Origin of the sequence: Lentzea fradiae (assembly GCF_900100955.1) — a bacterium.
Classification (GTDB): domain Bacteria; phylum Actinomycetota; class Actinomycetes; order Mycobacteriales; family Pseudonocardiaceae; genus Lentzea; species Lentzea fradiae.
In genome coordinates this window covers 25,752-47,315 of the sequence record NZ_FNCC01000003.1, presented here as the reverse complement: position 1 = coordinate 47,315, position 21,564 = coordinate 25,752, and the positions used below count along the sequence as shown (strand labels likewise).

At 72.6% G+C, this 21,564-nt stretch carries 23 protein-coding genes; 15 read left to right on the top strand and 8 right to left on the bottom strand.

Annotated elements, in window-relative coordinates; genetic code table 11:
* Nucleotides 1–76: 76 nt before the first annotated feature.
* Nucleotides 77–928, bottom strand: coding sequence for a LysR family transcriptional regulator (locus BLT23_RS07510; protein WP_090047018.1), 852 nt, complete (start codon nt 926–928; stop codon nt 77–79).
* A gap of 108 nt (nt 929–1,036) precedes the next feature.
* On the opposite strand from BLT23_RS07510, the gene BLT23_RS07505 reads away from it, so the two are divergent.
* Entirely contained in the window at nt 1,037–1,771 is a 735-nt protein-coding gene (locus BLT23_RS07505) for an NADPH-dependent F420 reductase (RefSeq protein WP_090047017.1), read from the top strand.
* A gap of 121 nt (nt 1,772–1,892) precedes the next feature.
* Entirely contained in the window at nt 1,893–2,810 is a 918-nt protein-coding gene (locus BLT23_RS07500; RefSeq protein ID WP_090047015.1) for a TauD/TfdA dioxygenase family protein, read from the top strand.
* Nucleotides 2,811–2,888: 78 nt separating this feature from the next.
* On the opposite strand, the gene BLT23_RS07495 is transcribed toward BLT23_RS07500, so the two are convergent.
* Nucleotides 2,889–3,380, bottom strand: a complete 492-nt coding sequence (locus BLT23_RS07495; protein ID WP_090047013.1) for a glutathione peroxidase — start codon at nt 3,378–3,380, stop codon at nt 2,889–2,891.
* Between the two features lie 69 nt (nt 3,381–3,449).
* Complete coding sequence (ppk2, locus tag BLT23_RS07490; RefSeq protein ID WP_245743784.1) at nt 3,450–4,415, bottom strand: polyphosphate kinase 2; 966 nt, start codon at nt 4,413–4,415, stop codon at nt 3,450–3,452.
* Between the two features lie 81 nt (nt 4,416–4,496).
* On the opposite strand from ppk2, the gene BLT23_RS07485 reads away from it, so the two are divergent.
* From BLT23_RS07485 to BLT23_RS07470, 4 genes are all read left to right on the top strand, one after another.
* The gene (locus tag BLT23_RS07485) at nt 4,497–4,748 is read left to right on the top strand and encodes a DUF3253 domain-containing protein (RefSeq protein ID WP_090047755.1); all 252 of its coding nucleotides are present in this window, start codon (nt 4,497–4,499) and stop codon (nt 4,746–4,748) included.
* A gap of 112 nt (nt 4,749–4,860) precedes the next feature.
* The gene (locus BLT23_RS07480) at nt 4,861–5,313 is read left to right on the top strand and encodes a hypothetical protein (RefSeq protein ID WP_143035858.1); all 453 of its coding nucleotides are present in this window, start codon (nt 4,861–4,863) and stop codon (nt 5,311–5,313) included.
* A 14-nt stretch (nt 5,314–5,327) separates the two neighbouring features.
* Nucleotides 5,328–6,497, top strand: a complete 1,170-nt coding sequence (locus BLT23_RS07475) for a sensor histidine kinase (protein WP_090047010.1) — start codon at nt 5,328–5,330, stop codon at nt 6,495–6,497.
* Nucleotides 6,497–7,141: a response regulator gene (locus BLT23_RS07470; RefSeq protein ID WP_090047008.1), complete on the top strand. Its 645-nt coding sequence runs from the start codon at nt 6,497–6,499 to the stop codon at nt 7,139–7,141. The genes BLT23_RS07475 and BLT23_RS07470 overlap by 1 nt, the downstream gene beginning before the upstream one ends.
* Here BLT23_RS07470 and BLT23_RS07465 read toward each other — a convergent pair.
* A complete protein-coding gene (locus BLT23_RS07465; protein WP_090047006.1) occupies nt 7,134–7,601 on the bottom strand; it encodes an RDD family protein in 468 nt (155 codons plus the stop codon). The two genes, BLT23_RS07470 and BLT23_RS07465, sit on opposite strands and share 8 nt — an antisense overlap.
* 227 nt (nt 7,602–7,828) lie before the next feature.
* Here BLT23_RS07465 and BLT23_RS07460 point away from each other — a divergent pair, with 227 nt between their 5' ends.
* From BLT23_RS07460 to BLT23_RS07430, 7 genes are all read left to right on the top strand, one after another.
* Entirely contained in the window at nt 7,829–10,141 is a 2,313-nt protein-coding gene (locus BLT23_RS07460; RefSeq protein WP_245743783.1) for a DUF7617 domain-containing protein, read from the top strand.
* Nucleotides 10,142–10,268: 127 nt separating this feature from the next.
* Nucleotides 10,269–10,568, top strand: a complete 300-nt coding sequence (locus BLT23_RS07455) for a hypothetical protein (RefSeq protein ID WP_143035857.1) — start codon at nt 10,269–10,271, stop codon at nt 10,566–10,568.
* On the top strand, nt 10,565–11,260 hold the full coding sequence (locus BLT23_RS07450) for a hypothetical protein (protein WP_090047003.1): 696 nt from the start codon (nt 10,565–10,567) through the stop codon (nt 11,258–11,260). The genes BLT23_RS07455 and BLT23_RS07450 overlap by 4 nt, the downstream gene beginning before the upstream one ends.
* Before the next feature lie 126 nt (nt 11,261–11,386).
* A complete protein-coding gene (locus BLT23_RS07445) occupies nt 11,387–12,628 on the top strand; it encodes an MFS transporter (protein ID WP_090047002.1) in 1,242 nt (413 codons plus the stop codon).
* Between the two features lie 154 nt (nt 12,629–12,782).
* A complete protein-coding gene (locus BLT23_RS07440) occupies nt 12,783–13,238 on the top strand; it encodes a hypothetical protein (protein ID WP_090047000.1) in 456 nt (151 codons plus the stop codon).
* Nucleotides 13,239–13,322: 84 nt separating this feature from the next.
* Nucleotides 13,323–14,009 carry a class I SAM-dependent methyltransferase gene (locus BLT23_RS07435; RefSeq protein WP_090046998.1) on the top strand — a complete coding sequence of 229 codons (687 nt, stop codon included), beginning with the start codon at nt 13,323–13,325 and terminating at the stop codon, nt 14,007–14,009.
* A complete protein-coding gene (locus tag BLT23_RS07430; protein ID WP_090046997.1) occupies nt 14,006–15,529 on the top strand; it encodes an FAD-dependent oxidoreductase in 1,524 nt (507 codons plus the stop codon). The genes BLT23_RS07435 and BLT23_RS07430 overlap by 4 nt, the downstream gene beginning before the upstream one ends.
* Nucleotides 15,530–15,654: 125 nt before the next feature.
* Here BLT23_RS07430 and BLT23_RS07425 read toward each other — a convergent pair whose 3' ends face one another.
* From BLT23_RS07425 to BLT23_RS07410, 4 genes are all read right to left on the bottom strand, one after another.
* The gene (locus tag BLT23_RS07425) at nt 15,655–16,521 is read right to left on the bottom strand and encodes a MerR family transcriptional regulator (protein WP_090046996.1); all 867 of its coding nucleotides are present in this window, start codon (nt 16,519–16,521) and stop codon (nt 15,655–15,657) included.
* Nucleotides 16,518–16,808: a WhiB family transcriptional regulator gene (locus tag BLT23_RS07420; RefSeq protein ID WP_090046994.1), complete on the bottom strand. Its 291-nt coding sequence runs from the start codon at nt 16,806–16,808 to the stop codon at nt 16,518–16,520. Before BLT23_RS07420 ends, BLT23_RS07425 begins: the two co-directional genes overlap by 4 nt.
* An 80-nt stretch (nt 16,809–16,888) precedes the next feature.
* Entirely contained in the window at nt 16,889–17,887 is a 999-nt protein-coding gene (locus BLT23_RS07415; protein WP_425434359.1) for a DUF5914 domain-containing protein, read from the bottom strand.
* Entirely contained in the window at nt 17,877–18,803 is a 927-nt protein-coding gene (locus tag BLT23_RS07410; protein WP_090046993.1) for a phytoene/squalene synthase family protein, read from the bottom strand. The genes BLT23_RS07415 and BLT23_RS07410 overlap by 11 nt, the downstream gene beginning before the upstream one ends.
* 145 nt (nt 18,804–18,948) lie before the next feature.
* Between BLT23_RS07410 and BLT23_RS07405 the strand changes: the two genes are divergently transcribed.
* On the top strand, nt 18,949–20,025 hold the full coding sequence (locus BLT23_RS07405) for a polyprenyl synthetase family protein (RefSeq protein WP_090046991.1): 1,077 nt from the start codon (nt 18,949–18,951) through the stop codon (nt 20,023–20,025).
* A gap of 21 nt (nt 20,026–20,046) precedes the next feature.
* Nucleotides 20,047–21,507: a phytoene desaturase family protein gene (gene crtI, locus BLT23_RS07400; RefSeq protein ID WP_218133665.1), complete on the top strand. Its 1,461-nt coding sequence runs from the start codon at nt 20,047–20,049 to the stop codon at nt 21,505–21,507.
* The last annotated feature ends 57 nt before the right edge of the window (nt 21,508–21,564 follow it).

The following is a 21,564-nucleotide window of genomic DNA, read 5'->3' as shown; positions in this document are numbered from 1 at the left end:
GCGGGTCTTCGACACCGCAACGCGCGCGTACGGCGAACCTTCAGTACCCCGGCGGCCCGGACCTCAAGCCACGCGATCAACACTGATTTCCGAACGCCGCCACGTAAGACGCGACGCAGGTGTCCGGGGTCGCGCGCGATGTCACGACGTGGCCGTCGACGGACACCGGGGGATCGAGCGGCAGCTGCCGCAACCGGGGCGACGAGGAGCCGAGCTGTTCGGCCGGCAGCAGCGTCCAGCCGCGCGGGGCGGTGCCGACCTCGAACAGCACGGACAGCAGGTCGCCCGCCGGTGGCCGCCTCGGCGCGGCGGGCAGGGCGGCCAGGATCGCGTCGAACAGCGGCGGGTCGGACTCCCTGGCGGGCAGCCTCAGCTCGTCCGGGTCGAGGTCGCCGAACCGGACCGCCTCGGCGTCGGCGGCGGGATGTGTTTTCGGCACCACGACGTGCAACGGCTCCGACCACGCGCGGACCGCCGTGACAGCCTGGTTCGCGAACGCGCCGCGGACCAGCGCGACGTCCAGCTCCCCGGCGCGGACGGCGTCGACGCGGGCGCCCACCGGGAGCGAGACGAGCTCCGGTTCGACGGCGCGGTCCCCCTCGCTCAGCAGGGTCAGGGCGCGGTCCAGCCGGGGCGTGACGCAGGTGGCGACACCGATCCGCACGGCCGCCGCCTGGGCACCGGCGACCACCCGCACCCTGGCCGCGGCCGACAGCGTGTCCCTCGCCGCCACGAGCACCCGTTCGCCCGCCGGGGTCAGCCGCACCGACCGGGACGTGCGGTCGAACAGCCGCACGCCCAGCTCCCGCTCGAACCGCGCGATCTGCTGGCTGACCGCGGACTGCACGATCCGCAACCGCTCCGCCGCCCGGCCGAAGTGCAGCTCCTCGGCGACCGTCACGAAGTACCGCAGCGTTCTCAGCTCCACACCCCAGACCTATCACGAGAAGTGATCGCCGCGTTCGCGTCTTGATCGTTGTTCGGGCCGTCCGGCGCCGGTGGGATGGACATCAGCACACCGAACGGGAGAACAGACATGACCACCACCCTTGGCATCATCGGCACCGGATCAGTCGGAGCCGGGGTCGCCCGCCGCGCCGTCGACGCGGGCCTCGACGTCGTACTGGGCAACTCGCGCGGCCCGGAGACGCTCGCGGACCTCGTCGCGTCACTCGGCAGCCGTGCCCGTGCCGCCACACCCGCCGAGGTGGCGGACGTCACCGAGGTGGTCCTCGCCGCCGTGCCGCTCGCGGCGCACGAACGGCTTTCCCGCGCCGAGCTCGCCGGGAAGATCGTGATCGACCCGATGAACTACGCCCCGACCGCCGCGTGGAGCAGCCCCGAGCTCGACCGCGACGAGCTGACCTCCAGCGAACTGGTGCAGCGGCACCTCTCCGGTTCGCGCGTGGTGAAGGCCCTGCACTCGATCGGCCCGCACCAGCTGCTCCAGCTGCACCGCGAGAGGGGCGCCGCTGACCGCACGGCGATCCCGATCTCCGGTGACGACGCCGCGGCCAAGAAGGAGGTCACCGACCTGTTCGACGTGCTCGGCTTCGACGTCGTCGACCTCGGCCCGCTCGCCGAGAGCTGGCGCAGCGAACCCAACACGCCCCTCTACGCGCTGCCGTACGTGGGCGAGCCGCCGTCCGGTCTCACCCCGGTCGAGTTCGTCGCCTGGGCCCAGGCCGCCGACGGCGTCCCCGTGTCCGCCGCGCAGGTCGAGCAGCTGGCCGCGGCCACCGTGCGCGGGCCCGCCGGGTTCCGGTGGTGACGTCGGGTCAACCCCGTCCAGCTGCTGGGAGGACCGGTCTTCCGGCCGTCCCGCCCTTGCGGCGGCCGTCGCGGCATCAGCACCGTGGGAGGTGCCTCGTCCTCCTGGGAAAGGAAAAGCGATGACCGCACAGCTCTCGGACACCGTCACCGTGCACCGGCTGGGCGCGGGGATCGGCGCGCGGGTCGACGGTGTCCGGCTCGGCGGCGACCTGCCCGCGGACACCGTCGCCGAGCTGCGGGCCGCGCTGCTCGCCCACAAGGTCGTGTTCCTCTCCGGCCAGCACCACCTCGACGACGCGGGCCAGCTGGCGTTCGCCCGGCTGCTCGGCGAACCGACCCTCGCGCACCCGACCGTGAAGGGCGAGCAGCACGAGAACGTCCTCGCCATCGACTCCCGGCACGGCAAGGCCAACAGCTGGCACACCGACGTCACGTTCGTCGACCGCGTGCCCGCGATCAGCATCCTCCGCGCGGTCGAGCTCCCGCCCTACGGCGGCAACACGGCCTGGGCGAACACGGCCCGCGCCTACGCCGAGCTGCCGGAGGCCCTGAAAGCCCTCGCCGACCGCCTGTGGGCCGTGCACACCAACCTCTACGACTACGCGGCCGAGGTCGACGAGACCCGCATCGGCGGCATCGACGTGCGGGAGCAGACGTACCGCGACGAGTTCGAGTCACTGCGCTACGAGACCGAGCACCCGGTGGTCCACGTGCACCCGGAGACCGGCGAACGCGCGTTGCTGCTGGGGCACTTCGTGAAGCGCGTCATCGGCGTGAGCACCGCCGAGTCGCGGGCCATCTTCGACCTCCTGCAGAACCGGATCACGCGGCTGGAGAACACCGTGCGGTGGCAGTGGTCCGACGGGGACGTGGCCATCTGGGACAACCGCGCCACCCAGCACTACGGCGTCGCCGACTACGACGACGTGCGGCGCAGGCTGAACCGGGTCACCGTCGCCGGGGAGGTGCCGGTGAGCGTGGAGGGGGTGCGGAGCACGACCGTCGTGGGCGACGCGGCGCACTTCTCGGCGCTCTGAGCCCTGGCGGGGCCGTGCGGACCGGCTGGTGCCGGGCGAAGCCGGGGCGCGGTCGTGTCCGCCGCGCCCCAGGCGACCTCAGCTCTCGCTCAGCGCGGCCTCGATCGCCGCCACCACGGCCGGGTCCTCCGGCTCGGTCCGCGGCCGGAACCGGGCCAGCACCCGCCCGTCGCGCGAGAGCAGGAACTTCTCGAAGTTCCACTGCACGTCACCGGCGGTGCCGTCGGCGTCGGCGTGGCCGGTCAGCTCCTCGTACACCGCGTGCCGGCCGGGGCCGTTGACCTCGATCTTCTCGAACAGGGGGAACGACACCCCGTAGGTGGCCGAGCAGAACGTGGCGATCTCCTCGGAGGTGCCCGGCTCCTGGCCCATGAACTGGTTGCACGGGAAGCCCGCGACGGTGAAGCCCTGCTCGCCGTACTTCTCCTGGAGCCGTTCGAGGCCCGCGTACTGCGGGGTGAGGCCGCAGCGCGAGGCGACGTTGACGACGAGCGCCACCTTGCCGCGCAGCGCGCTCAGGTCGCCGGGCTCGCCCGCGAGAGTGTTGACCGGGATGTCGTGAATCGCCATGCCGCCAACGTAGTTCATCGCCGGGGAGACCGGTCGCGGCGGTCAGCCGGCACCGTTCCCGGCGGGTGGTCACTCCTCGGGGTGCAGACCGGGACCGTGCCGGGGGACGGAGGCGATGGGGGTGGGGCTGAGCGCCGTCTCGTCCTCGCCCTCCTCCAGCAGCGTCGCGGCGGGACCGACGACGCGGGCGTCGGGCACGCCGACCACCTCGTGGTCCTTGTCGGCGTAGTCGAAGCGGGCCAGCACGCTGCGCATCGCCTCGATGCGGGCGCGTTTCTTGTCGTTGCTCTTCACGACGGTCCACGGCGCGATCTCGGTGTCGGTGGCGCGCAGCATCGCGACCTTCGCCTCGGTGTAGTCGTCCCAGCGGTCGAGCGACTTGATGTCGTTCGGGCTGAGCTTCCACTGGCGCACCGGGTCGATCTGGCGGATGACGAACCGGGTGCGCTGTTCCTTGCGGGACACCGAGAACCAGAACTTCACCAGCAGCATGCCGTCCTCGACGAGCATCCGCTCGAACTCCGGTGCCTGCCGCATGAACAGGTCGTACTCGTCCTGGGTGCAGTAGCCCATGACGTGCTCGACCACGGCGCGGTTGTACCAGGAGCGGTCGAACAGGACGATCTCGCCCGCGGTGGGCAGCCTGCGGACGTAGCGCTGGAAGTACCACTCACCGCGTTCGCGTTCGGTCGGCTTGTCGAGGGCGACGGTGCGGGCGCCGCGCGGGTCGATGTTCTCGGTGAACCGCTTGATGGTGCCGCCCTTGCCCGCCGCGTCACGGCCCTCGAACAGGATGACGAGCCGTTGCCCGGTCTCCCGCACCCAGTACTGCAGCTTCAGCAGCTCGATCTGCAGCAGGCGCTTGAGCCGGTCGTACTCGGGGCGCGACATCCGTTCGGTGAACGGGTAGTTCTCCCGCCACGTGTCCACCTCGTTGCCGTCGGCGTCGAGGAGCACCGGTTCGTCGTTGTCGGGGAACCGGGCGGTGTAGCCGTCGACGAGGAGGTTGGCGGAGTCGAGCGTCAGGTCGGTCACGAGTCGTCAATACCCTGCGCACCAGCGGGAAAAACGGGGGTTCGCCGGGCTCCTCGCGGGTAGGCCGGTGTGGTGGAGGCGGTGCAGCGGCGGCTGGAGCGGGCGATCCTGGCGCTGGCGGCGGAACGAGGACCGGACAAGACGATCTGCCCGTCCGAGGCCGCCCGCGAGGTGGGTGGTGACGGGTGGCGCGACCTGATGGGGCCCGCGCGGTCGGCCGCCAGGGAGCTGGCGCGGCGGGGCAGGGTCGTGGTCACGAGCCGGGGCGAGGTGCTGTCGCCGGAGGAGGAGTGGCGCGGTCCGGTCCGGATCGGCGTGGTGACCGGCGGGTGAGCGCCGCATCCTGGTGGTGGGCCGGGCGGGCCGCAATCGGGGCCCAGCCGAAAGTACGAGATGCCGGCTCTCCCGCTCGCAGGCGCTCTGACCTGCTCTTACCGTCGTGATCATGACTACTGCAACGGATAGGGCCACGCCGCCGGCCACGGTGACCGCCGCGTTCGCGGGGTTCCTCGTGTCGTGCGTCTTCACCGTCACGTCGGTCGGGGTGCTGGTGGGCACGCGGGACGACCTGGTCGACGCGCTCAGGTCGTCGGGCACCGCGATGACCGAGGAACAGCTGCAGAGCGCCGCCACCTTCAGCCAGGTGCTGTTCGCGGGCATCGCGGTGCTGATCACGCTGGTGCAGCTGTGGCTCGCGTTCAAGCTCCGGTCGGGGCGCAACTGGGCGCGGGTGCTGCTGAGCGTGCTCACGGTGTTCCAGGTGGCGAGCCTGTTCATCGGGGAGGGCGGGGCGACGCTGCCCGCGTACGGCGGTGCCCTGGTGGCCGCGCTCGCCGTGGTGGCGAGCTGGTTGCCCGCGTCCAACGCGTACTTCGAGACCGTCAAGCGGACGCGGTAGCGGAGAATGTCCGCATGACCGCAGGGGGAACGCAGGCGCGGCGCGGTGTGTTCATCGCCGAGGTCGTCGCGCTGCTCGCCGCGGTCGTGGTGGACGCGGTGCTGGTGGCGGGCGGAGAGCAGCCGCACGGGGCCTGGGGGACGTTGCTCGCGTCGGTCGTGCCGTACGCGGGCGAGGCCGCCGCGGTCCTCGCGGTGCTGCGGCGCCGGTTCCCGCGCCGGATCGAGCTGCTCGGCGGCGCGGTCATCGCTCTCTCGCTGCTCGGCACGGCGTCGGCGGCGTGGGTGGACGCGGTGCCCGCGCGGCCGCCGGTGACGGAGGTGCTGGCGCTGCTGCTGGTGGCCGCCGCGGGGTGCCGCCGGCTTCCTCCCGTGCGGGCGGCGGTGCTCGCCGTCGCCGCCTGCGCCACCGTCGTGCTCGCGCCGATCGTGCGGTACGGGCTCGGGTTCCCGGCCGCGCTGTTCCCGGTGGCCGCCGCGCTGGCGTGGGGTGCCGCGCTGGTGCTGGGCCTGATCCTGCGCGACGCGGACGCCCGGCACCGGCGCGAGCTGGAGCGCATCCGCACCGAGGACCGGCTCCAGCTCGCCCGTGACCTGCACGACCTGGTGGCGCACCACGTCACCGGCATCGTGGTGCGGACCCGCGCGGCCCAGGCGCTGGCGGAGAACCCGGCCGCACCGCCGCAGGACCCGCTGGAGGTCTACGACCAGATCGAACAGGCGGCGGCGGACGCGTTGACGGCGACCCGGGGTCTCGTCGGTGTGCTGCGCAGCGACGAGCCGCTGCCGTCGCCGAGTCTCGAGCTGGAGGACGTGCTGCGGGCCGCGGTGGGGGAGGAGGCGTCGCTGCGACTGGACGGCGAGGCTGGGCGGATGACGCTTCCGGCACGGGTTTCCGTCGCGCTGCACCGGGTTCTGCTGGAGGCGTTGACGAACGTCCGCAGGCACGCGCAGGCGACGCGGGTGGACGTCACGGCCAGGACGCGGGACGGGGAGCTCGTGGTGGAGATCGACAACGACGGCGTGCCGGACCGCGCTGCGGAGCCGGGACACGGTGTTCTCGGCATGGCGGAACGGATGGAGGCCGTGGGCGGCGGCCTCACCGCCGGTCCGCGCGGCACGGACGGGTGGCGCGTCACGGCCACGCTGCCGCTCGACACCGACGCGCTGCCGAGGGGGATCTGATGACGATCCGGGTGCTGGTCGCCGACGACCAGACGCTGGTCCGCACCGGCTTCCGGCTGGTCCTCGACGCCGAGCCGGGCATCACGGTGATCAGCGAGGCCGCGGACGGGGAGGCGGCCGTGCGGCTCGCCCGGCAGCTGCGCCCCGACGTGACGCTGATGGACATCAGGATGCCGAAGCTCGACGGCCTGCGGGCGACCGAGCTGCTCGCCGGGCCGGGCGTCGAGGACCCGTTGCGGGTGCTCGTGGTCACGACCTACGACGTCGACGAGAACGTCTACGCGGCGTTGCTCGCGGGCGCGTGCGGGTTCCTGCTCAAGGACGCCCGGCCGCGGCTGCTGGTCGAGGCGGTGCACGCGGCCGTGCGGGGAGAGGCGCTGGTCTCGCCCGCCGTCACCGTGCGGCTGCTCGCGCACTTCACCGGAGCGGGCGGGCGGGCGAAGCCGGCCACCCCGCTGACCGGCCGCGAGCTCGACGTGGTGCTCGCGGTGGGCCGCGGCTCGACCAACGCGGAGATCGCCGCCCGGCTGCGGGTGTCGCTGTCGACGGTGAAGTCGCACCTGGCCAACGCCCAGGACAAGATCGGCGCGCGCAACCGCACCGAGACCGCGATCTGGGCCTGGCGCAACGGCTTGCTCAGGTGACGCGCCGCACGACGACGGTGCCCGTGACGATGTCCCCGAACCGCTGGTTGCGCGGCGTCACGGCGATCAGCACGGCGCCGACGAGTCCGAACAGCAGCCCGTCCACCACCATCAGCAGCCAGCGCACGAAGTAGTCGCGCAACGACGGCTCGCCGCCGCGCAGCGTCGTGATCCGGATGCCCAGCCAGCGCATCGCCGGGGTCGAGCCACCGTGCCGGTACGGGTACCAGATCTCGGCCCACGCCACCGCGAGCAGGGGCACCACGGCCATCGGGAGTACCGCCAGGAGGGCGAAGTGCTCGGACGGCACCCCGAGTCTCACCAGACCCGCCGCCAGGAAGAACCCCGGCACCAGGCTCAGCAGGGACACGGCCACCAGCAGCACAAGCTCGATCACGTGCTGGGAGTAGCGGCGGAGGACGATCGAACGGGCTTCGGCGTCGAGTGCCACCCGGCTCATCCTGGCCTCCACCCATCAGGTTGTCCAATGGGCAGGGCTATGGCCGGAGGGGTGAAAGTCCATTCGAGACTGATGTGGAAACACCCGCCGGGCCGCGTGTTCCGCCCTCGCGCGCTGGTCTGAAGGGGCAGTTCCGCCGCGCACGCGGGTGAGGTGTCCGCCGGAGTGCTCCAGCGGGCCTAACGTCGGCGTCCGTTCGCGAATCACGTCGACGAAAGGAAACGCTCGTGCGAAGACGCCTGCCCGCGCTGGCGCTGGCTACCGTGCTCGCGGGTAGCGCCGTCACCGCCGCCGCCCCCGTGTCCGCCCAGCCCGCCGCTTCCACGCTCACCAAGTCCGTGCAGGGCGTGTCCGACCCCGCCTCCCACGGTGACGTCGCCACCTGGGTCGTGTCCTACTCCAGCGGGGCCGACGGCCCCGCGACCATCAGCGACACCGTCGGAGCCGGCCAGACGCTCGTCTCCGGTTCGCTCCAGGTACCACCGGGCTGGACCGGTTCCGAGGGACCGACCGTCACCGCCACGCATCCCGGCGTGCGCAACGGTGGAACCGCTCTCTCCAGTCTGCTGACGCCTCCCGTCCAGGCCAGCGCGAGCTCCACGGGCGGCGACGGCTTCACGCCGATCCTGCACCGCACCACCGACGGCAGCCTTCAGGCGTGGAACATCTACCACCACGCGGCCCCCTCGGTCCCGAAGCTGGTGTGCACCGATCTCACGACCAACGCGCCCTGCGCGGGCGGCCCGTGGCCGAAGCAGCTCGGCACGACTCCCGGCCCGTTCGGCGCCGGTGACATCCAGAGCGGGCTGGAACCCCAGTACGTCCGCGACCCGGCGAACCCGGACCGCGTCTACTACTCGGCGACCACCGCGACGTCGGTCGGCGTCGCCTGCCTCGACCTCGCCGCGCCCGGCAACTGCGGCTACTGGCCGCTGATGGACCGCGGCGGCCAGACGATCGAGCTGGCCGGGCTGGTGGAGCTGAACGGGAACGCCTACGGCGTCGCGACCTCCGGCCACGTGCTGTGCTGGACGCTCGCCACCCAGAGCGCCTGCGCGAACCAGCCTTACGCGCCGATCGTGCCGTTCACCAACAGCGGCGGGTACTACCTCGGCGCGCTGGCCGTCGCGGCGGGCAAGCTGTTCGCGTCGTCGTCGATGCCCTCCGGCACCGTGCCGGTGCTCGGCTGCTTCGACCCGGCCACCACCACCGCGTGCGCCGGCTGGCCTGCCGCGAAACCGGTGGGGCCGCTGGGGAACCACATCTACAACGCCTACACCGCCTACAGCACGACGGGTGCGGAGACCGGCGTGTGCGCCAGCACGACGGGGGTCAACGTCACCACCTGCTACGCGGTCGACGGCTCTCCGCTGCCCGCCCCCGTGGCTGCGGCCGGGCTGGAGAACGGCGTCCTGGTGTTCAACCCGGAGGTCGTCCGCACCGGTGACCGCGTGCGCGGCTACTTCCCGATCTGGGGCGGCCCGTACCAGGGCGCGGCGGTGTGCCACGACTGGAGCACCGGCACCTCGTGCGCCGGTCTGCCGCTGCGCATCACCCACCCGAACGTCAACGGCGGTAACACGAGGGACTACGGCTACGCCTTCGACGAGCCCACCGGCTGCCTGATCGGGCTGGGCGACGCGGGCGTGCTGTTCTCGATGGATCCTGACACGGGGGCGTCGCCTTGCGTGCGCAGTGGCGCCTCCGTGTCGCTCAACCCGGCGCAGTTCTACTGCGACGGCAAACCGCACGCCGTCACCTACGACAGGGCGCGGCTCACCGGCGTCACCCCGGCGAACGTGAACCTCGGCGCGTCCACCGTCACGGTCCTCGACCAGGGTGGAAACCCCGTCGCCACACCGGGTTTCGCCCCGGACGGCACGGTCGACCTGAGCGGTGTCCAGGCCGCCTCGCTCACCGTCACGGCGACGATCGTGCTGAACAACGCGTCCGACTTCGGCGGCGGCAACCAGCCGTCACTGGTCGTGGAGTTCACCGGTGACGCGCCGCAGATGTGCTTCCGCACCACCATCTCCGCCGACTGCCCGGTCACGTCGGTCGCCAACACGGCCGGCGCCGAGGACGCCACCGGCAGTCTCACGTCGAACACCGTGACGCGGCAGGTGGCACCCGGCTCGGCGTGCGCGCCGAACGTGGTGGTGAACAAGGAGATCTGCGGCTCGTACACGCCGTCGAACTGCAAGGCGGGCGGTGCCGGGCCGTGGGTGAAGCAGGCGCCCGTGGGCATCCTCGGGCTGCTGAACGCGACCGCCTACTGGCGCGTGACCGTCACCAACAACGGCCCGATCGCGATCACGGACGCCTATGTCGTCGACGACGTGGAACCGGCTTGCCAGACGGGGCCGTTCGCGTTGCAGCCGGGTGAGTCGAAGGTGGTGCACTGCTCGACGTACGCGCTGCTGTCGTTGTTCCCGCTGACCAACAAGGCGAAGGCCAAGTACACGCCGGTGAACGGGACGCGGGCGTACAGCGACTGGTCGTCCGCGAAAGCCTGCTCGCTGCTCTGCCTGCTCGGCTGATGCCGTGCGCGTGGCCGGGCCGAGCACCGGCCCGGCCACGACTTCGCCTGCGGGGCAACGCACAACGGCCCCGCGCATGCCCTCTCGTTCATGGACTGTGGATCATCTCCCGGGCATACTCGCGCCCATGGAAGAGCCATCCTTACCCGAGAGAACCAGGACGGCCGCCGAGGCCGTCGACGTGACCCCGCGGAAGACGGCGGTGGCGGGCGGCAAGGCCGGCCCGCCCGCCGAGCCGCCGCTCGCGAGCGGGCTGGCCGAGCGGATCGCCGCGGGCATCGCCGCCGGTCTCGCCGAGGCGGCGAAGACCGATCCCGCGCGGTGGGCCCAGGTCAGCGAGCAGGAGCTGCTGCTCTGGATCGCCGAGGACACCAAGGCGGCGCTCGCCGAGCTCGCCGCGAGCGGTGCGCAGGAGGACAGCCGATGACCTCGATGATCTTCGCACTGCGCGCGCAGGTCCGCGGCACCGTGCGCCAGTCGGTCCGGCGGTCTTTCACGACCGCGGTGCCCGCCGCGCCCCGAGGGCAGGACTGGGTCCGGTGGGACCAGCGCGAGCGATGGGCGGACTTCCTGACGCGGGACGTGGTCCCGCCGTTGATGGCCGCGATCGAGGTGCCGGAGTGGCTGCGGTCGTGGCTGCCGCAGCAGGTCCCGGGCGGGGTGCCCGTGGGGGGACCGGACAAGCCCGCCGCCGACACGTCGAGGCGGCTGCCGGTGGCCCGCCTGCTGCGCATGATGATCGAAGAGCCGGGGCAGTACCTGGCACACCGCACCTTCAACCAGGCCGTCGGCGAGCTGTGGGAGGGCACGGTGATCGACGCCTCGTACCCGGCGGGCAAGCTCGACCCCAACGCGCCACCCGGCATCTACGCCGTCCCCGGCCTCGTCGGCGTCGAGTACGGCGACTGGTGCGTGATCTTCAAGAAGGGCACGCCCGGCCACTACTTCACCTCGGTCGCGGTGACGTCGAACACCGACACCAACAAGGAGGAGATGATCTGCATCCGGGACATCCCCACCTCCGCCGCGTACGGCTGGTGCACGGTCACGGACGTGCTGGAGGCGAAGAGGCAGTACGACGCGCACAAGAAAGCAGCAGCAGCCGCCTCGAAGAAGTAGTGACCCGGCACAGGACACGCTCCTGAACCACCCCCCGGGGCTCTGGTGTGATCGCACCAGAGCCCTGGGCGGGCCTGCCACACGTGGAAGATCCACCGGCGGCGGCAACGTCCTAGGCTGAGCGGCATGGGGGACTTCGCGGCAGGTCGCGACTTCGCGCGCTATCTGCACGCGCGGACGCTGTCGGTCTTCGGCGCCGTGATCGCGGCCGTGACGCTGCCCGTCCTCGTCTACCAGCTCACCGGGTCGGCGGGCTGGACGTCGGCGGTGGCCGCGGCGGAGGCGTTGCCGTACCTGGTGTTCGGCCTGCTCGCCGGAGCGCTCACGGACCGGCTCGACCGCCGGAAGATGATGGTCGCGCTCGACTTCTCCGTGGCCGCCGTGCTGGCGAGCGTGCCGCTGGCGTGGCTCGCGGGCGTGCTGACCGCTCCGCACGTCGTGGTGGTGGCGTTCGCGGCGCAGACCGCGTTCGTGTTCTTCGACGCCGCGAACTTCGGCGCGTTGCCCGCTTTGGTCGGCAAGGAACGGCTCACGGCCGCCTACTCGGTCGTCTTCGGCCGCACCACGGTGCTGGAGCTCGTCGTGCCGGGCCTCACCGGGCTGCTCGTGGCGGTCGTCGCCCCGGCGGCGCTGCTGGCGGTGAACGCGCTGACCGGTGTCGCGTCGGCGTTGTTGTTACGGGCCATCACGACGAGCCTGGCGAACCCGCGGCCGGTCAAGGGAGCCGGTGAGCTCGTCGCGGACGTGCGGGAGGGCCTGCGGTTCGTGTGGGTGGAGCCGGTGGTCCGCACGCTGACTCTCGTCGGCGCGACGCACTCGGTGGTGACCGGCGCGTACTTCGCGGTGCTGGTGCCGTACGCCGACAAGGTCCTGGGCATCGCACCGCGCGGGGACGTCCGGCTCGCCGCTCTGTTCAGCTGCTGGGGTGTGGGCGCGATCATCGCCGCACGGACGCTGCCGCGGCTGACCGCGAGGTGGGGCAACGCCGCTGTCGCGCTGGCGGCGTTGCCGGCGTCGCTGCTGGGTGGCGTGCTCGTGCTGGTGAGCGGGCACTGGCTGCCGGTGTGCGCGGCGGCGGTGTACTGGGGCGCGGCCGGGGCGGCCGTGGTGATCAACGGCATCACCTACCGGCAGCAGGTGTGCCCGGAAGAGCTGCGGTCGCGGGTGAACACGACGGCCAGGATGCTGGCCTGGGGTCTCGGCCAGCCGCTCGGCGCCGGGCTCGCCGGGGTGGTGTCCGTGACGGCGGGCGACCCGCGGGCAGGGATCGCCGCCGGGCTCGCGGTGCTGCTGTGCGGGGTCGTGACGGCCTGGGTGACGCCCGCGCTGCGCCGGGCGGCGCGGGAGTGGTCCGCCGGTCCGCGATGAAGGCCATGTTCACTCGTCCACGCTGCTGCGGACGGGTGAACCGCACTCCGGTCGTCGTGCACGGCCCGTCCGGTCGTTTGACCATTGACGGCGTTGTGGACGGACAGAACGTGCGCGGGACACATGCCGGTCGGGGAACGACTGGAGAGGAGACATGCCGTCGATGGAGCTGCTCGACGACTCTCGGGCCAGGAACCTGACCCTGGCCGCGATTGGCGCCGTGAACCGGCGTGACCTCCCGTGGGCCTCCGGTGTCGTGCGGACCCTGGCGTCCGACGACCAGGCGACGATGGTCGCCATCGACGCGTGCGCGGCGATCCTGCTGCGGGGCATCCCGTGCGGCTCGCTCGACCCGGCCGCGCGGATCGCGGTGACGGTCCCCGGCGCACCGCCCGAGGAGAGCGCGGTGGACGCCGCCTCCGCGTTGCTGAGCGGGCTGGCCTGTGCGGACAACGGCCGCGTCGTGTCCGTGTTGATGGCGTTGGCGCAAGGTCAGGCGTACGCCGTGCTGGACGTGCTGGTGCGTGCGGCCGCCGGGTGGGTCGACGCGTACGTGGGGATCGACGGCGACACGGTCGACTCCTACTACGCGATCTCGAAAGCCACCTGACGGTTTCCGGTCCCGTCGTCGTGCGGATCGGCCGTGTCACCCATACGGTCGTCGTGGGAGATCGGGAACGGGAAAGGCGCGCACGTGAACAAGCTTGAGGTACCGGGGAAGTTCGACCGCGCCGCACGCGGCTACGACCTCCTCGTCGGGCTGAACCCCGGCTACCACCAGGCGTTGCGGCGCTCCGCCGGGGCGTTGCGGCTCAAGCCCGGCATGCGGGTGCTCGACCTCGGGTGCGGGACGGGGGCCTCCACGGCGGCACTGGTCGCGGCGGCGCCGGGCGTGGAGATCGTCGCCGTCGACGCCTCGGAGGGAATGCTCGACCAGGCGCGGCGGAAGCGCTGGCCGTCCACGGTGAAGTTCGTGCACAGCCGGGCGGAGGACGTGGACGAGGGCACGTTCGACGCGGTGTTCGCCGCCTACCTGGTGCGCAACCTGCCCGAGCCGGACGCGACCCTGCGCAGGGTCAAGGACTTCCTCGAACCGGGCGGCCGGCTGGTGCTGCACGAGTACTCGGTGCGCGACTCGCTGGTGGACACGGCGGTGTGGACCGCGCTGTGCGGGATCGTCGTGCCGGCCGGGTGGCTCGTGACGGGCGACCGGTCGCTCTACACCTACCTGTGGCGCAGCGTGATGGACTTCGACGGGGCGACGGCGTTGCGGGACCGGTTGCGGCGCAACGGTTTCGTCGGCGTGCGCAGCGCACCCGTGCCGGGCTTGCAGCTCGGCGTCGTGCACACGTTCCTCGGTCACGCGCCGGAGCGGTCGTGAGGGACCGCCGGGCCGTGCGGGTACCGGCACCGGCCGGGCGAGCGCACTTCGACGGGGACGCGCCCGTGATCGCGGTGGTGGGCGGTGGCATCGCCGGTCTGTCGGCCGCGACGCTGCTGGCCGAACGCGGCGCGCGGGTCGTGCTGTGCGAGCGCGAGGACTACCTCGGCGGCCGGGCCGGCGGCTGGAGCACCCGGCTCGCCGACGGCAGCGAGGTCACGATGACCCGTGGCTTCCACGCGTTCTTCCGGCAGTACTACAACCTGCGGGCGCTGCTGAAGCGCGTCGACCCGACCGGCCGTGCGCTCGTCGCCCTGCCCGACTACCCGTTGCAGCACGCCTCCGGCCCCCGCGACTCGTTCGCCGGGCTGCCGACGACCGTGCCGTGGAACGTGCTGGCGTTCCTGCGCAACAGCCCCACGTTCCGCTGGCGCGACCTGCCGGACGTGAACGCTCGCGCCGCGCTGTCGCTGCTCGACGTGGCGGTGCCGCGCGTCTACGAGGAGCTCGACCACTTCGACGCGGCGACCTACCTGGAGCGCATCCGCTTCCCGGAGGCGGCGCACGCGCTCGCGTTCGAGGTGTTCTCGCGCAGCTTCTTCGCCCACCCGACCCGCATGTCGGCGGCCGAGCTCGCGGTCATGTTCCACATCTACTTCCTCGGTTCCGGCGAGGGCCTGCTGTTCGACGTGGCCGCCGACCCGTTCCCGCACGGCCTGTGGGAGCCGCTCGGCCGGCACCTCGCCTCGCTGGGCGCGACCGTGTGCACGGGCGTCGAGGTGCGGTCGGTGCTGCCGGGGGAGCGCAAGCGGTTCTCGGTGACCATCGGCGAAGGCGCGATCGAGGCCGACGCCGTCGTGCTCGCCGCGGACGTCCCCGGCCTGCGCTCACTGGTCGGCGCCTCGCCGTCGCTCGCGGACGCCGCGTGGCGGCGGAAGGTCGGCGCGCTCCAGACCGCGCCGCGGTTCCTGGTGTCGCGGTACTGGCTCGACCTCCCGGTCGACGCCGACCGGCCCGGCTTCCTCGGCACGGGCGGGCACGACCTGCTCGACAACATCAGCGTCCTCGACCACTACGAGCACGAGGCACGGGCCTGGGCCGCCCGCACTGGCGGGTCCGTCGTGGAGCTGCACGGCTACGCGCTGCCCGACGACGTGGACGAGGAGTCGGCGCGGGCGCGGCTGTGGCAGCAGCTCACCGAGGTCTACCCGGAGACCAAACGGGCCGGGATCGTGGACGAGCGCCACGAGCTGCGCGCGGACTGCCCGCTGTTCCCGGCGGGCGGCTACGCGGGCAGGCCGGGCGTGACGACACCCGACGAGTACCTGGTGGTGGCGGGCGACCTGGTGCGCATCAACCTGCCGGTGGCGCTGATGGAACGCGCGGCCACCACGGGGTTCGCCGCGGCGAACCGCCTGCTGAGCCGCTGGGGCGTGGCGGGGACGGAGCTGTGGAGCGTGCCGGTGGAGGGACGCGTGCCGCTGCTGCGCGCCGCGGCCCGCCGCTGGCGCTCGGTGTAGCCGCCCCGGCCGCACGCGGGACCCCACGTGCGCCTCACGGAAACGGAGGGCTCCCGCGTGCCCTACACGGAAACGTAGGGCTCCCGCGTGGCAAAGGTGAGCCGGCGTCAGGGGGCGGTTCGGGGTCAGGCGCGGACGCGGTCCAGCACCAGTTCGATCGCGTCGGACAGGCGGGCGGGGTGGAGCACCGCGTCCGGCAGCGGCAGCCCCGCCCACCCCGGCCCGGCGACCGCCACCGTGGCACCGGACCGTGCGCACAGCTCGTCCAGCGGCACCTGCTCGGCGAGGTCGGTCCGGTGCGCCCAGACCAGCACGACGGACGGGCGCAGCCGCGCCACCGCGTCGAACAACGCGTCGGGTGGCACCCGTGCCCCGAGGTTGCGCCAGTGGCAGCCCTCCTCGGACAGCCCCGCGCCCAGTGCCTCCAGTGCCAGCACGTGCTGTTCGTCGGGTGCGCACGACAGCAACGCGGCGAGCACACCGGGGCCGGGTGCGCGGGGGACCTCCCGCAACGAGTGCAAAATGCTGCCGCTCGCCAGATGCTCGACCTCGACGCCCTGGCCTCGTTCGGAGACCTGTTCGCCGAGCTCGACCAGGCACGGCACGAAGACCGACTCCCACGCGGACACGACGCCGTGGTCGGAGAGGAGCTTCGCGGCGAGGTCGAGCATGAGGGGTTCGTCGAGACGTCGTGCCGCGGTGAGGAAACCCCGCTGGGCGGCCGTCGCGTCGTCGGTGCCGAGCGGTGCGTGCGGGTGGGCCGGCCGGGCGGCGGGGCCCCTGCGGGCCAGCACCGCGGCGGACGAGGGGGAGACGCCCTGGCCGATCAGCACGACCATGCGGCGCAGGACCTCCAGGTCCGCGTCGTCGTAGCGGCGGTGGCCGCCGCCCGTGCGGTGCGACGGGCCCAGGCCGTACCGCTGGTCCCACGTCCTGAGCGTGGTCGGGGCGATGCCGAGCATCCCCGCGACCGCGCGCGGCGTGTACGTCACGACGTCCGGCGGGCCCGCTTCGCGAGGATCGCCCTCAGCTCGCTCTCACCCAGCCCTCCCCAGATGCCGAAGGTCTCCTGGACCTCCAGCGCGTGCGAACGGCACTTCTCCATGACGGGGCAGCGCTGGCAGATCGCCTTCGCCGTGGCCTCGCGCTGCTCGCGCGCGGCGCCCCGCTCGTTCGGCTTGTGGAAGAAGTAGGCGCTGTCCATGCCTCGGCACAGGCCGGACAGCTGCCAGTCCCACGACTCCGCGACCGGTTGGGGCAAACGGGACAACTCGGGCATGACGCACGTCCTCTGCTGAGACGACCACGATGATGGGACCATCGTAAAATCGACTCAGAAACGACGCAACTCGGGGGGTGTCAGTCCGGGAAGCGGCCCGCCTGTCGTAGCGCGTGGCGACGTTCGGCGTAGGCGAGGTCGTCACGCCACAGCCGTGCGGCTGCCCACCTCATGACCGGCCGAAACATTCCGGCGGCGGGCTTGGCCAGCGCGAACCCCGGACGGTCCGAGTGCGCGATGGTGGCCTCGACCACGGCGGTCCTGCCCTCGCGGATCGGCGTGGCGTGCGTCTCGACCACGCTGCCACTGCCCTCGCCCTCGACGATGTGCATCACGATCGTGCGCGGCTCCGGGCAGGTGAACGCGGCGACGACCGGCACGCCGATCCGTCCGGCGAGCCGGAACGTCACCTCCACCAGGAAGCGGTCGTCCGCCTCGGTCGGCGTCTCCAGGACGTGCAGGTTGGCGAACGAGTACGGGTGGAACCACGCGCCGTGCCACGGGTCGAGCCGGTTCGCGACGACGTCCTCCGGGTCGCAGCGGCCGATGAGCGTCGCCACCGCGTCGATCGACCCCTCCGGCGGACGCACGGGCAGGACCGGGGCGTCCAGCGGCTCCTCGCCGCCCACCTGGTCGAGCCGGACCCACACGAGCACGCCGTCGTCGTGCGCGGGGTAGGGCGTCCACGCGCCGAACCGCTTGCCTTCGAGCGCGAGCCCGTGCCAGCGGCAGATCAGCTTGCCCTCGGCCACGGCGCCGTCGCACAGCGGCGCTCCCAGGTGCGGGCACGACCCCGACCCGGCCATGAGCACCCCGTGCGGGCCGCGCCAGAGCACGACCTCCTGGCCAGCGATGGTGCGCCCGCACGGCTTGCCCTTCACCACGTCCCTGCTCGCGCCCGCGACGAACCAGTTGCCGGACGGACGTGCCATCGCGCGTTTCAAAGCCGCCTCGATCAGGGCGGGTTTCGCGTCCTGCCACGTCGGCCGCTGCTCACGCCACGGCGGGCTCTGGTAGACGCGCAACGGAATCCGGTCGCGCAGCGGGACCTTCCCCTCGGGGGCCTTGTCAGGCGGCACGGGCGAACACCGCCCTCGCGAGCGCCGGCAGCGCGACGGCGAGCCGCCTGCCGTTCGACACGACGACGCGGCGCGACAGCACGTCGCAGTCCGCGTCCTCGACGAGGTCGAGGATGCGGCCGTAGAGGCGGTACGCCGTCAGCACGCACGGCCGCGACCGGGGCGCGAGCATCCCGATGCCGGGCCACGCCTTCTGGTAGACGCCGCGTGCCCGCCGCACCTGGTCGCGCAGCGCGGCCTTGACCTGAGGATCGGCCTGGCCCGCTGTCCGCGCGTGCAGCAGCCGCTCGCGGTCGACGCCGAACGCCGCCAGCTCGTCCGCGGGCAGGTACACCCGGCCGCGGTCGAGGTCCTCGCCGACGTCGCGGATGAAGTTGGTGAGCTGGAAGGCGACGCCGAGCGCCGCCGCGGCGGGTTCGGCCTCCTCCCTCGGCACGCAGGTGCCGAGCACCGGGAGCACCTGCAACCCGATCACGGCGGCCGAGCCGTGCACGTAGCGTTCGAGATCGGCGTACGTGGGGTAGTCGGTGACGGTGAGGTCCATCCGCATCGAGGCCATGAAGTCCTGGAAGTGCGCGACGGGAATGTCGTAGCGGTGCACGGTGTCGATCAGCGCCGACAGCACCGGGTCGTCGGTCGCCCCGTCCTTCAGGGCGGCCTGCACCCGCCCGTCGATCGCCGTGAGAGCGGCGACCTTCTCGTCCAGTCCACTGTGGACGTCGTCGACCACGTCGTCCACCCAGCGGGCGAACCCGTACAGCGCGTGCACGGCGGGCCGTTGCTCCGCGCTGAGCAACCTCGTTGCCAGATAATAGGTACGGCCGTGCTGCGCGTTGAGCTCACGGCAGCGCCGGTACGCGTCGCGCAACGCCGGTGCGGTGATACCCGCGGCGTCCAGTTCGCGCTCAGCCGACATCAGCTGTCCTTTCGCGGAGATGGTGGGTCCACGCTAATTCCGACGGTGCTCCGGCGCACAACGACACCGCTCATCATGCGGACCTCCGATCTCGCTGCTTAGCTCGAACCACCCAACGCCCGCCGACCATCCCGGGGGAACACCGATGTCGCTGCTGACCAGCGTGGACGCTCGCACGTCACACGTCGACGACTTCAGGGTCCTCCTGGACGACGCCCTGCACGACTTCCTGGCGGCCAGGCAGGACCTGGCGCCCGAGCTGAGCACCGAGCTGCGCGGCCTCGTCCTGGCCGGTGGCAAGAGGATCAGGCCCACGTTCGCCTGGTGGGGGTGGCGCGCGGCGGGGGGAGCACCGCCCGCGGACGCCGTCGTGCGGGCGATGGTCGCGCTGGAGCTGCTGCAGTGCTGCGCGCTCGTGCACGACGACGTGATGGACCGGTCGGCGACCCGGCGCGGCAAGCCCGCCGTGCACGAGTCGTTCGCGGCGCGGCACCGGCAGCAGCGCTGGGCGGGCAGCGCGCGCCAGTACGGCGACTCGGCGGCGATCCTGGTGGGCGACCTGGCGCTGGCGTGGGCCGACGACGCGCTCATGACCGCGGGCCTGCCGATGGACGTGCTCAGCCGCGCGTGGGGGCCGTGGCAGGCGATGCGCACCGAGATGATCATGGGACAGCACCTCGACCTGCTGGCGGTCGCCCGGCGCGAGGAGTCGATGGAGCACGCCGTGCGGGTCGCGGCGCTCAAGACCGCCGCCTACACCGTCGAACGGCCGCTGCACCTCGGCGCGGCGCTCGCCGGGGCGAGCGACGACGTCATCGACTGCCTGCGCGCCTACGGCCACGACATCGGCGTGGCGTTCCAGCTGCGCGACGACCTCATCGGGGTGTTCGGCGACTCGTCGGTGACCGGCAAGCCGGTGGGGGAGGACCTGCGGGAGGGCAAGCGGACGCCGCTGATGTCGATCGCCCTGACCCGTGCGCAGGACCGCCCGGCGGCGCAGCAGCTGCTCCGGCGGTGCCTCGAAGGCGGGGCCGTCACCGGCCGGACCGTGGACGAGGTGCGATCGTTGCTGGTGGAGCTGGGAGCCGTCGCGGCGGTGGAGGAGTACATCGGCCGCCTCGCGGCCACCGGACTGGCGGCGCTGGACCGCGCCGCGATCGACGACGAGGCGCGGCACGAGCTGGTGCGCCTCGCGGACCGCGCCGTGGCGCGGACGACCTGAGCAGGAGAGAGAGCAGCAGTGGTGCACGTGGTGAAGGGCCGCACGGACCGTGTGGTCGTGGTGGGAGCCGGTCTCTCCGGGTTGTCGGCCGCGCTGCACCTGCGCGGGGCCGGGCACGAGGTGACGGTGCTGGAGAAGCAGCCGCACCCCGGCGGGCTCGCGGGCCGGCTCGACGTGGACGGCCACCGCATCGACACGGGACCGACCGTGCTGACCATGCCGGAACTGCTCGACGACGCCTTCGGCGCGGTCGGCGCGCGGCGGGAGGACCACCTCGAACTGCTGCCGCTGCACCCGGCCTACCGCGCGACGTTCGCCGACGGCAGCGCGTTCGACGTGCACACCGACGCGGACCGCATGGAACAGGCGGTGCACGACTTCGCCGGAGCGCGGGAGGCGCAGGGCTACCGCGACCTGCGCGACTGGCTGGGCCGGCTCTACGAGGTCGAGCGGGACAGGTTCATCGGCGCGAGCTTCGACTCCCCGCTGGACCTGCTCGGCCCCGACCTGGTGAAGCTCGCCCGCCTCGGCGGCTTCGGCTCGCTCGCCCGCGCCGTCGGCAAGTTCCTGCACGACGACCGGCTGCGCCGGGTCTTCACCTTCCAGGCCCTGTACGCCGGTGTCGCGCCCCGTGACGCTCTCGCCGCGTACGCCGTCATCTCGTACATGGACACCATCGCGGGCGTGTGGTTCCCGCGCGGCGGCATGCGCGCGGTGCCTCAGTCACTGGCGGACGCTGCCGCTGCCGCCGGGGTCGAGTTCGTCTACGGCGTCGAGGTCACCGAGCTGGAACGCACCGGCAACCGGGTCGCGGCCGTGCACACGTCCGACGCCCGTTTCCCCTGCGACGCCGTGGTTCTCGCGACGGGACCGGCGCAGAGCACGCGGCTGCTGCGCGGCAAGCCCCGCCGGGTCGTGCCGCTGCGCTGGTCGCCGTCGGCGGTCGTGGTCCACCTCAGCTCCAGCCGGGTGGCCGACGACCTCGCGCACCACACCATCTCCTTCGGCGAGAAGTGGGACGGCACGTTCGACGAGATCATCCGTCAGGGCACCCTGATGAGCGACCCGTCACTGCTGCTCACCACCCCGTCGCTGACCGACCCGGAGCTGGCGCCGGAGGGCAGGCACCTGCAGTACCTGCTGGCGCCGTGCCCGAACCTCGACGTGGCGCCGCTGCGCTGGGAGAAGCTGGCCGAGCGGTACACCGGGCAGCTGATCGAGGAGATGTCCGCGCGCAAGCTCCTGGTCGACCCGGAACCACTCGCGATCGTGACGCCGGACGACTGGGCGCGTGACGGGCAGGCCGCCGGGACGCCGTTCTCGGCCGCGCACACGTTCGCGCAGACCGGGCCGTTCCGGCCGGCGAACCTGCCGTTCCGCGACGGCAACGTGGTGCTGGCGGGCAGCGGCACGACACCGGGCGTGGGCATCCCGCCGGTGCTGATCTCGGGCCGGCTGGCCGCCGAACGCCTCCGCCGCTGACCCCACCTGCCCACGGCCGTCGACGGGAACGCGGGGGCCCTACGTTTCCCGGGCGGG

What these genes read in the sequence shown, in the direction of transcription:
- BLT23_RS07505 (WP_090047017.1), top strand. Translation starts at nt 1,037, where the DNA reads ATGACCACCACCCTTGGCATCATCGGCACCGGATCAGTCGGAGCCGGG.
- BLT23_RS07500 (WP_090047015.1), top strand. Translation starts at nt 1,893, where the DNA reads ATGACCGCACAGCTCTCGGACACCGTCACCGTGCACCGGCTGGGCGCG.
- BLT23_RS07495 (WP_090047013.1), bottom strand. Translation starts at nt 3,380, where the DNA reads ATGGCGATTCACGACATCCCGGTCAACACTCTCGCGGGCGAGCCCGGC.
- BLT23_RS07480 (WP_143035858.1), top strand. Translation starts at nt 4,861, where the DNA reads ATGACTACTGCAACGGATAGGGCCACGCCGCCGGCCACGGTGACCGCC.
- BLT23_RS07475 (WP_090047010.1), top strand. Translation starts at nt 5,328, where the DNA reads ATGACCGCAGGGGGAACGCAGGCGCGGCGCGGTGTGTTCATCGCCGAG.
- BLT23_RS07470 (WP_090047008.1), top strand. Translation starts at nt 6,497, where the DNA reads ATGACGATCCGGGTGCTGGTCGCCGACGACCAGACGCTGGTCCGCACC.
- BLT23_RS07465 (WP_090047006.1), bottom strand. Translation starts at nt 7,601, where the DNA reads ATGAGCCGGGTGGCACTCGACGCCGAAGCCCGTTCGATCGTCCTCCGC.
- BLT23_RS07455 (WP_143035857.1), top strand. Translation starts at nt 10,269, where the DNA reads ATGGAAGAGCCATCCTTACCCGAGAGAACCAGGACGGCCGCCGAGGCC.
- BLT23_RS07450 (WP_090047003.1), top strand. Translation starts at nt 10,565, where the DNA reads ATGACCTCGATGATCTTCGCACTGCGCGCGCAGGTCCGCGGCACCGTG.
- BLT23_RS07445 (WP_090047002.1), top strand. Translation starts at nt 11,387, where the DNA reads ATGGGGGACTTCGCGGCAGGTCGCGACTTCGCGCGCTATCTGCACGCG.
- BLT23_RS07440 (WP_090047000.1), top strand. Translation starts at nt 12,783, where the DNA reads ATGCCGTCGATGGAGCTGCTCGACGACTCTCGGGCCAGGAACCTGACC.
- BLT23_RS07420 (WP_090046994.1), bottom strand. Translation starts at nt 16,808, where the DNA reads ATGCCCGAGTTGTCCCGTTTGCCCCAACCGGTCGCGGAGTCGTGGGAC.
- BLT23_RS07410 (WP_090046993.1), bottom strand. Translation starts at nt 18,803, where the DNA reads ATGTCGGCTGAGCGCGAACTGGACGCCGCGGGTATCACCGCACCGGCG.
- BLT23_RS07405 (WP_090046991.1), top strand. Translation starts at nt 18,949, where the DNA reads ATGTCGCTGCTGACCAGCGTGGACGCTCGCACGTCACACGTCGACGAC.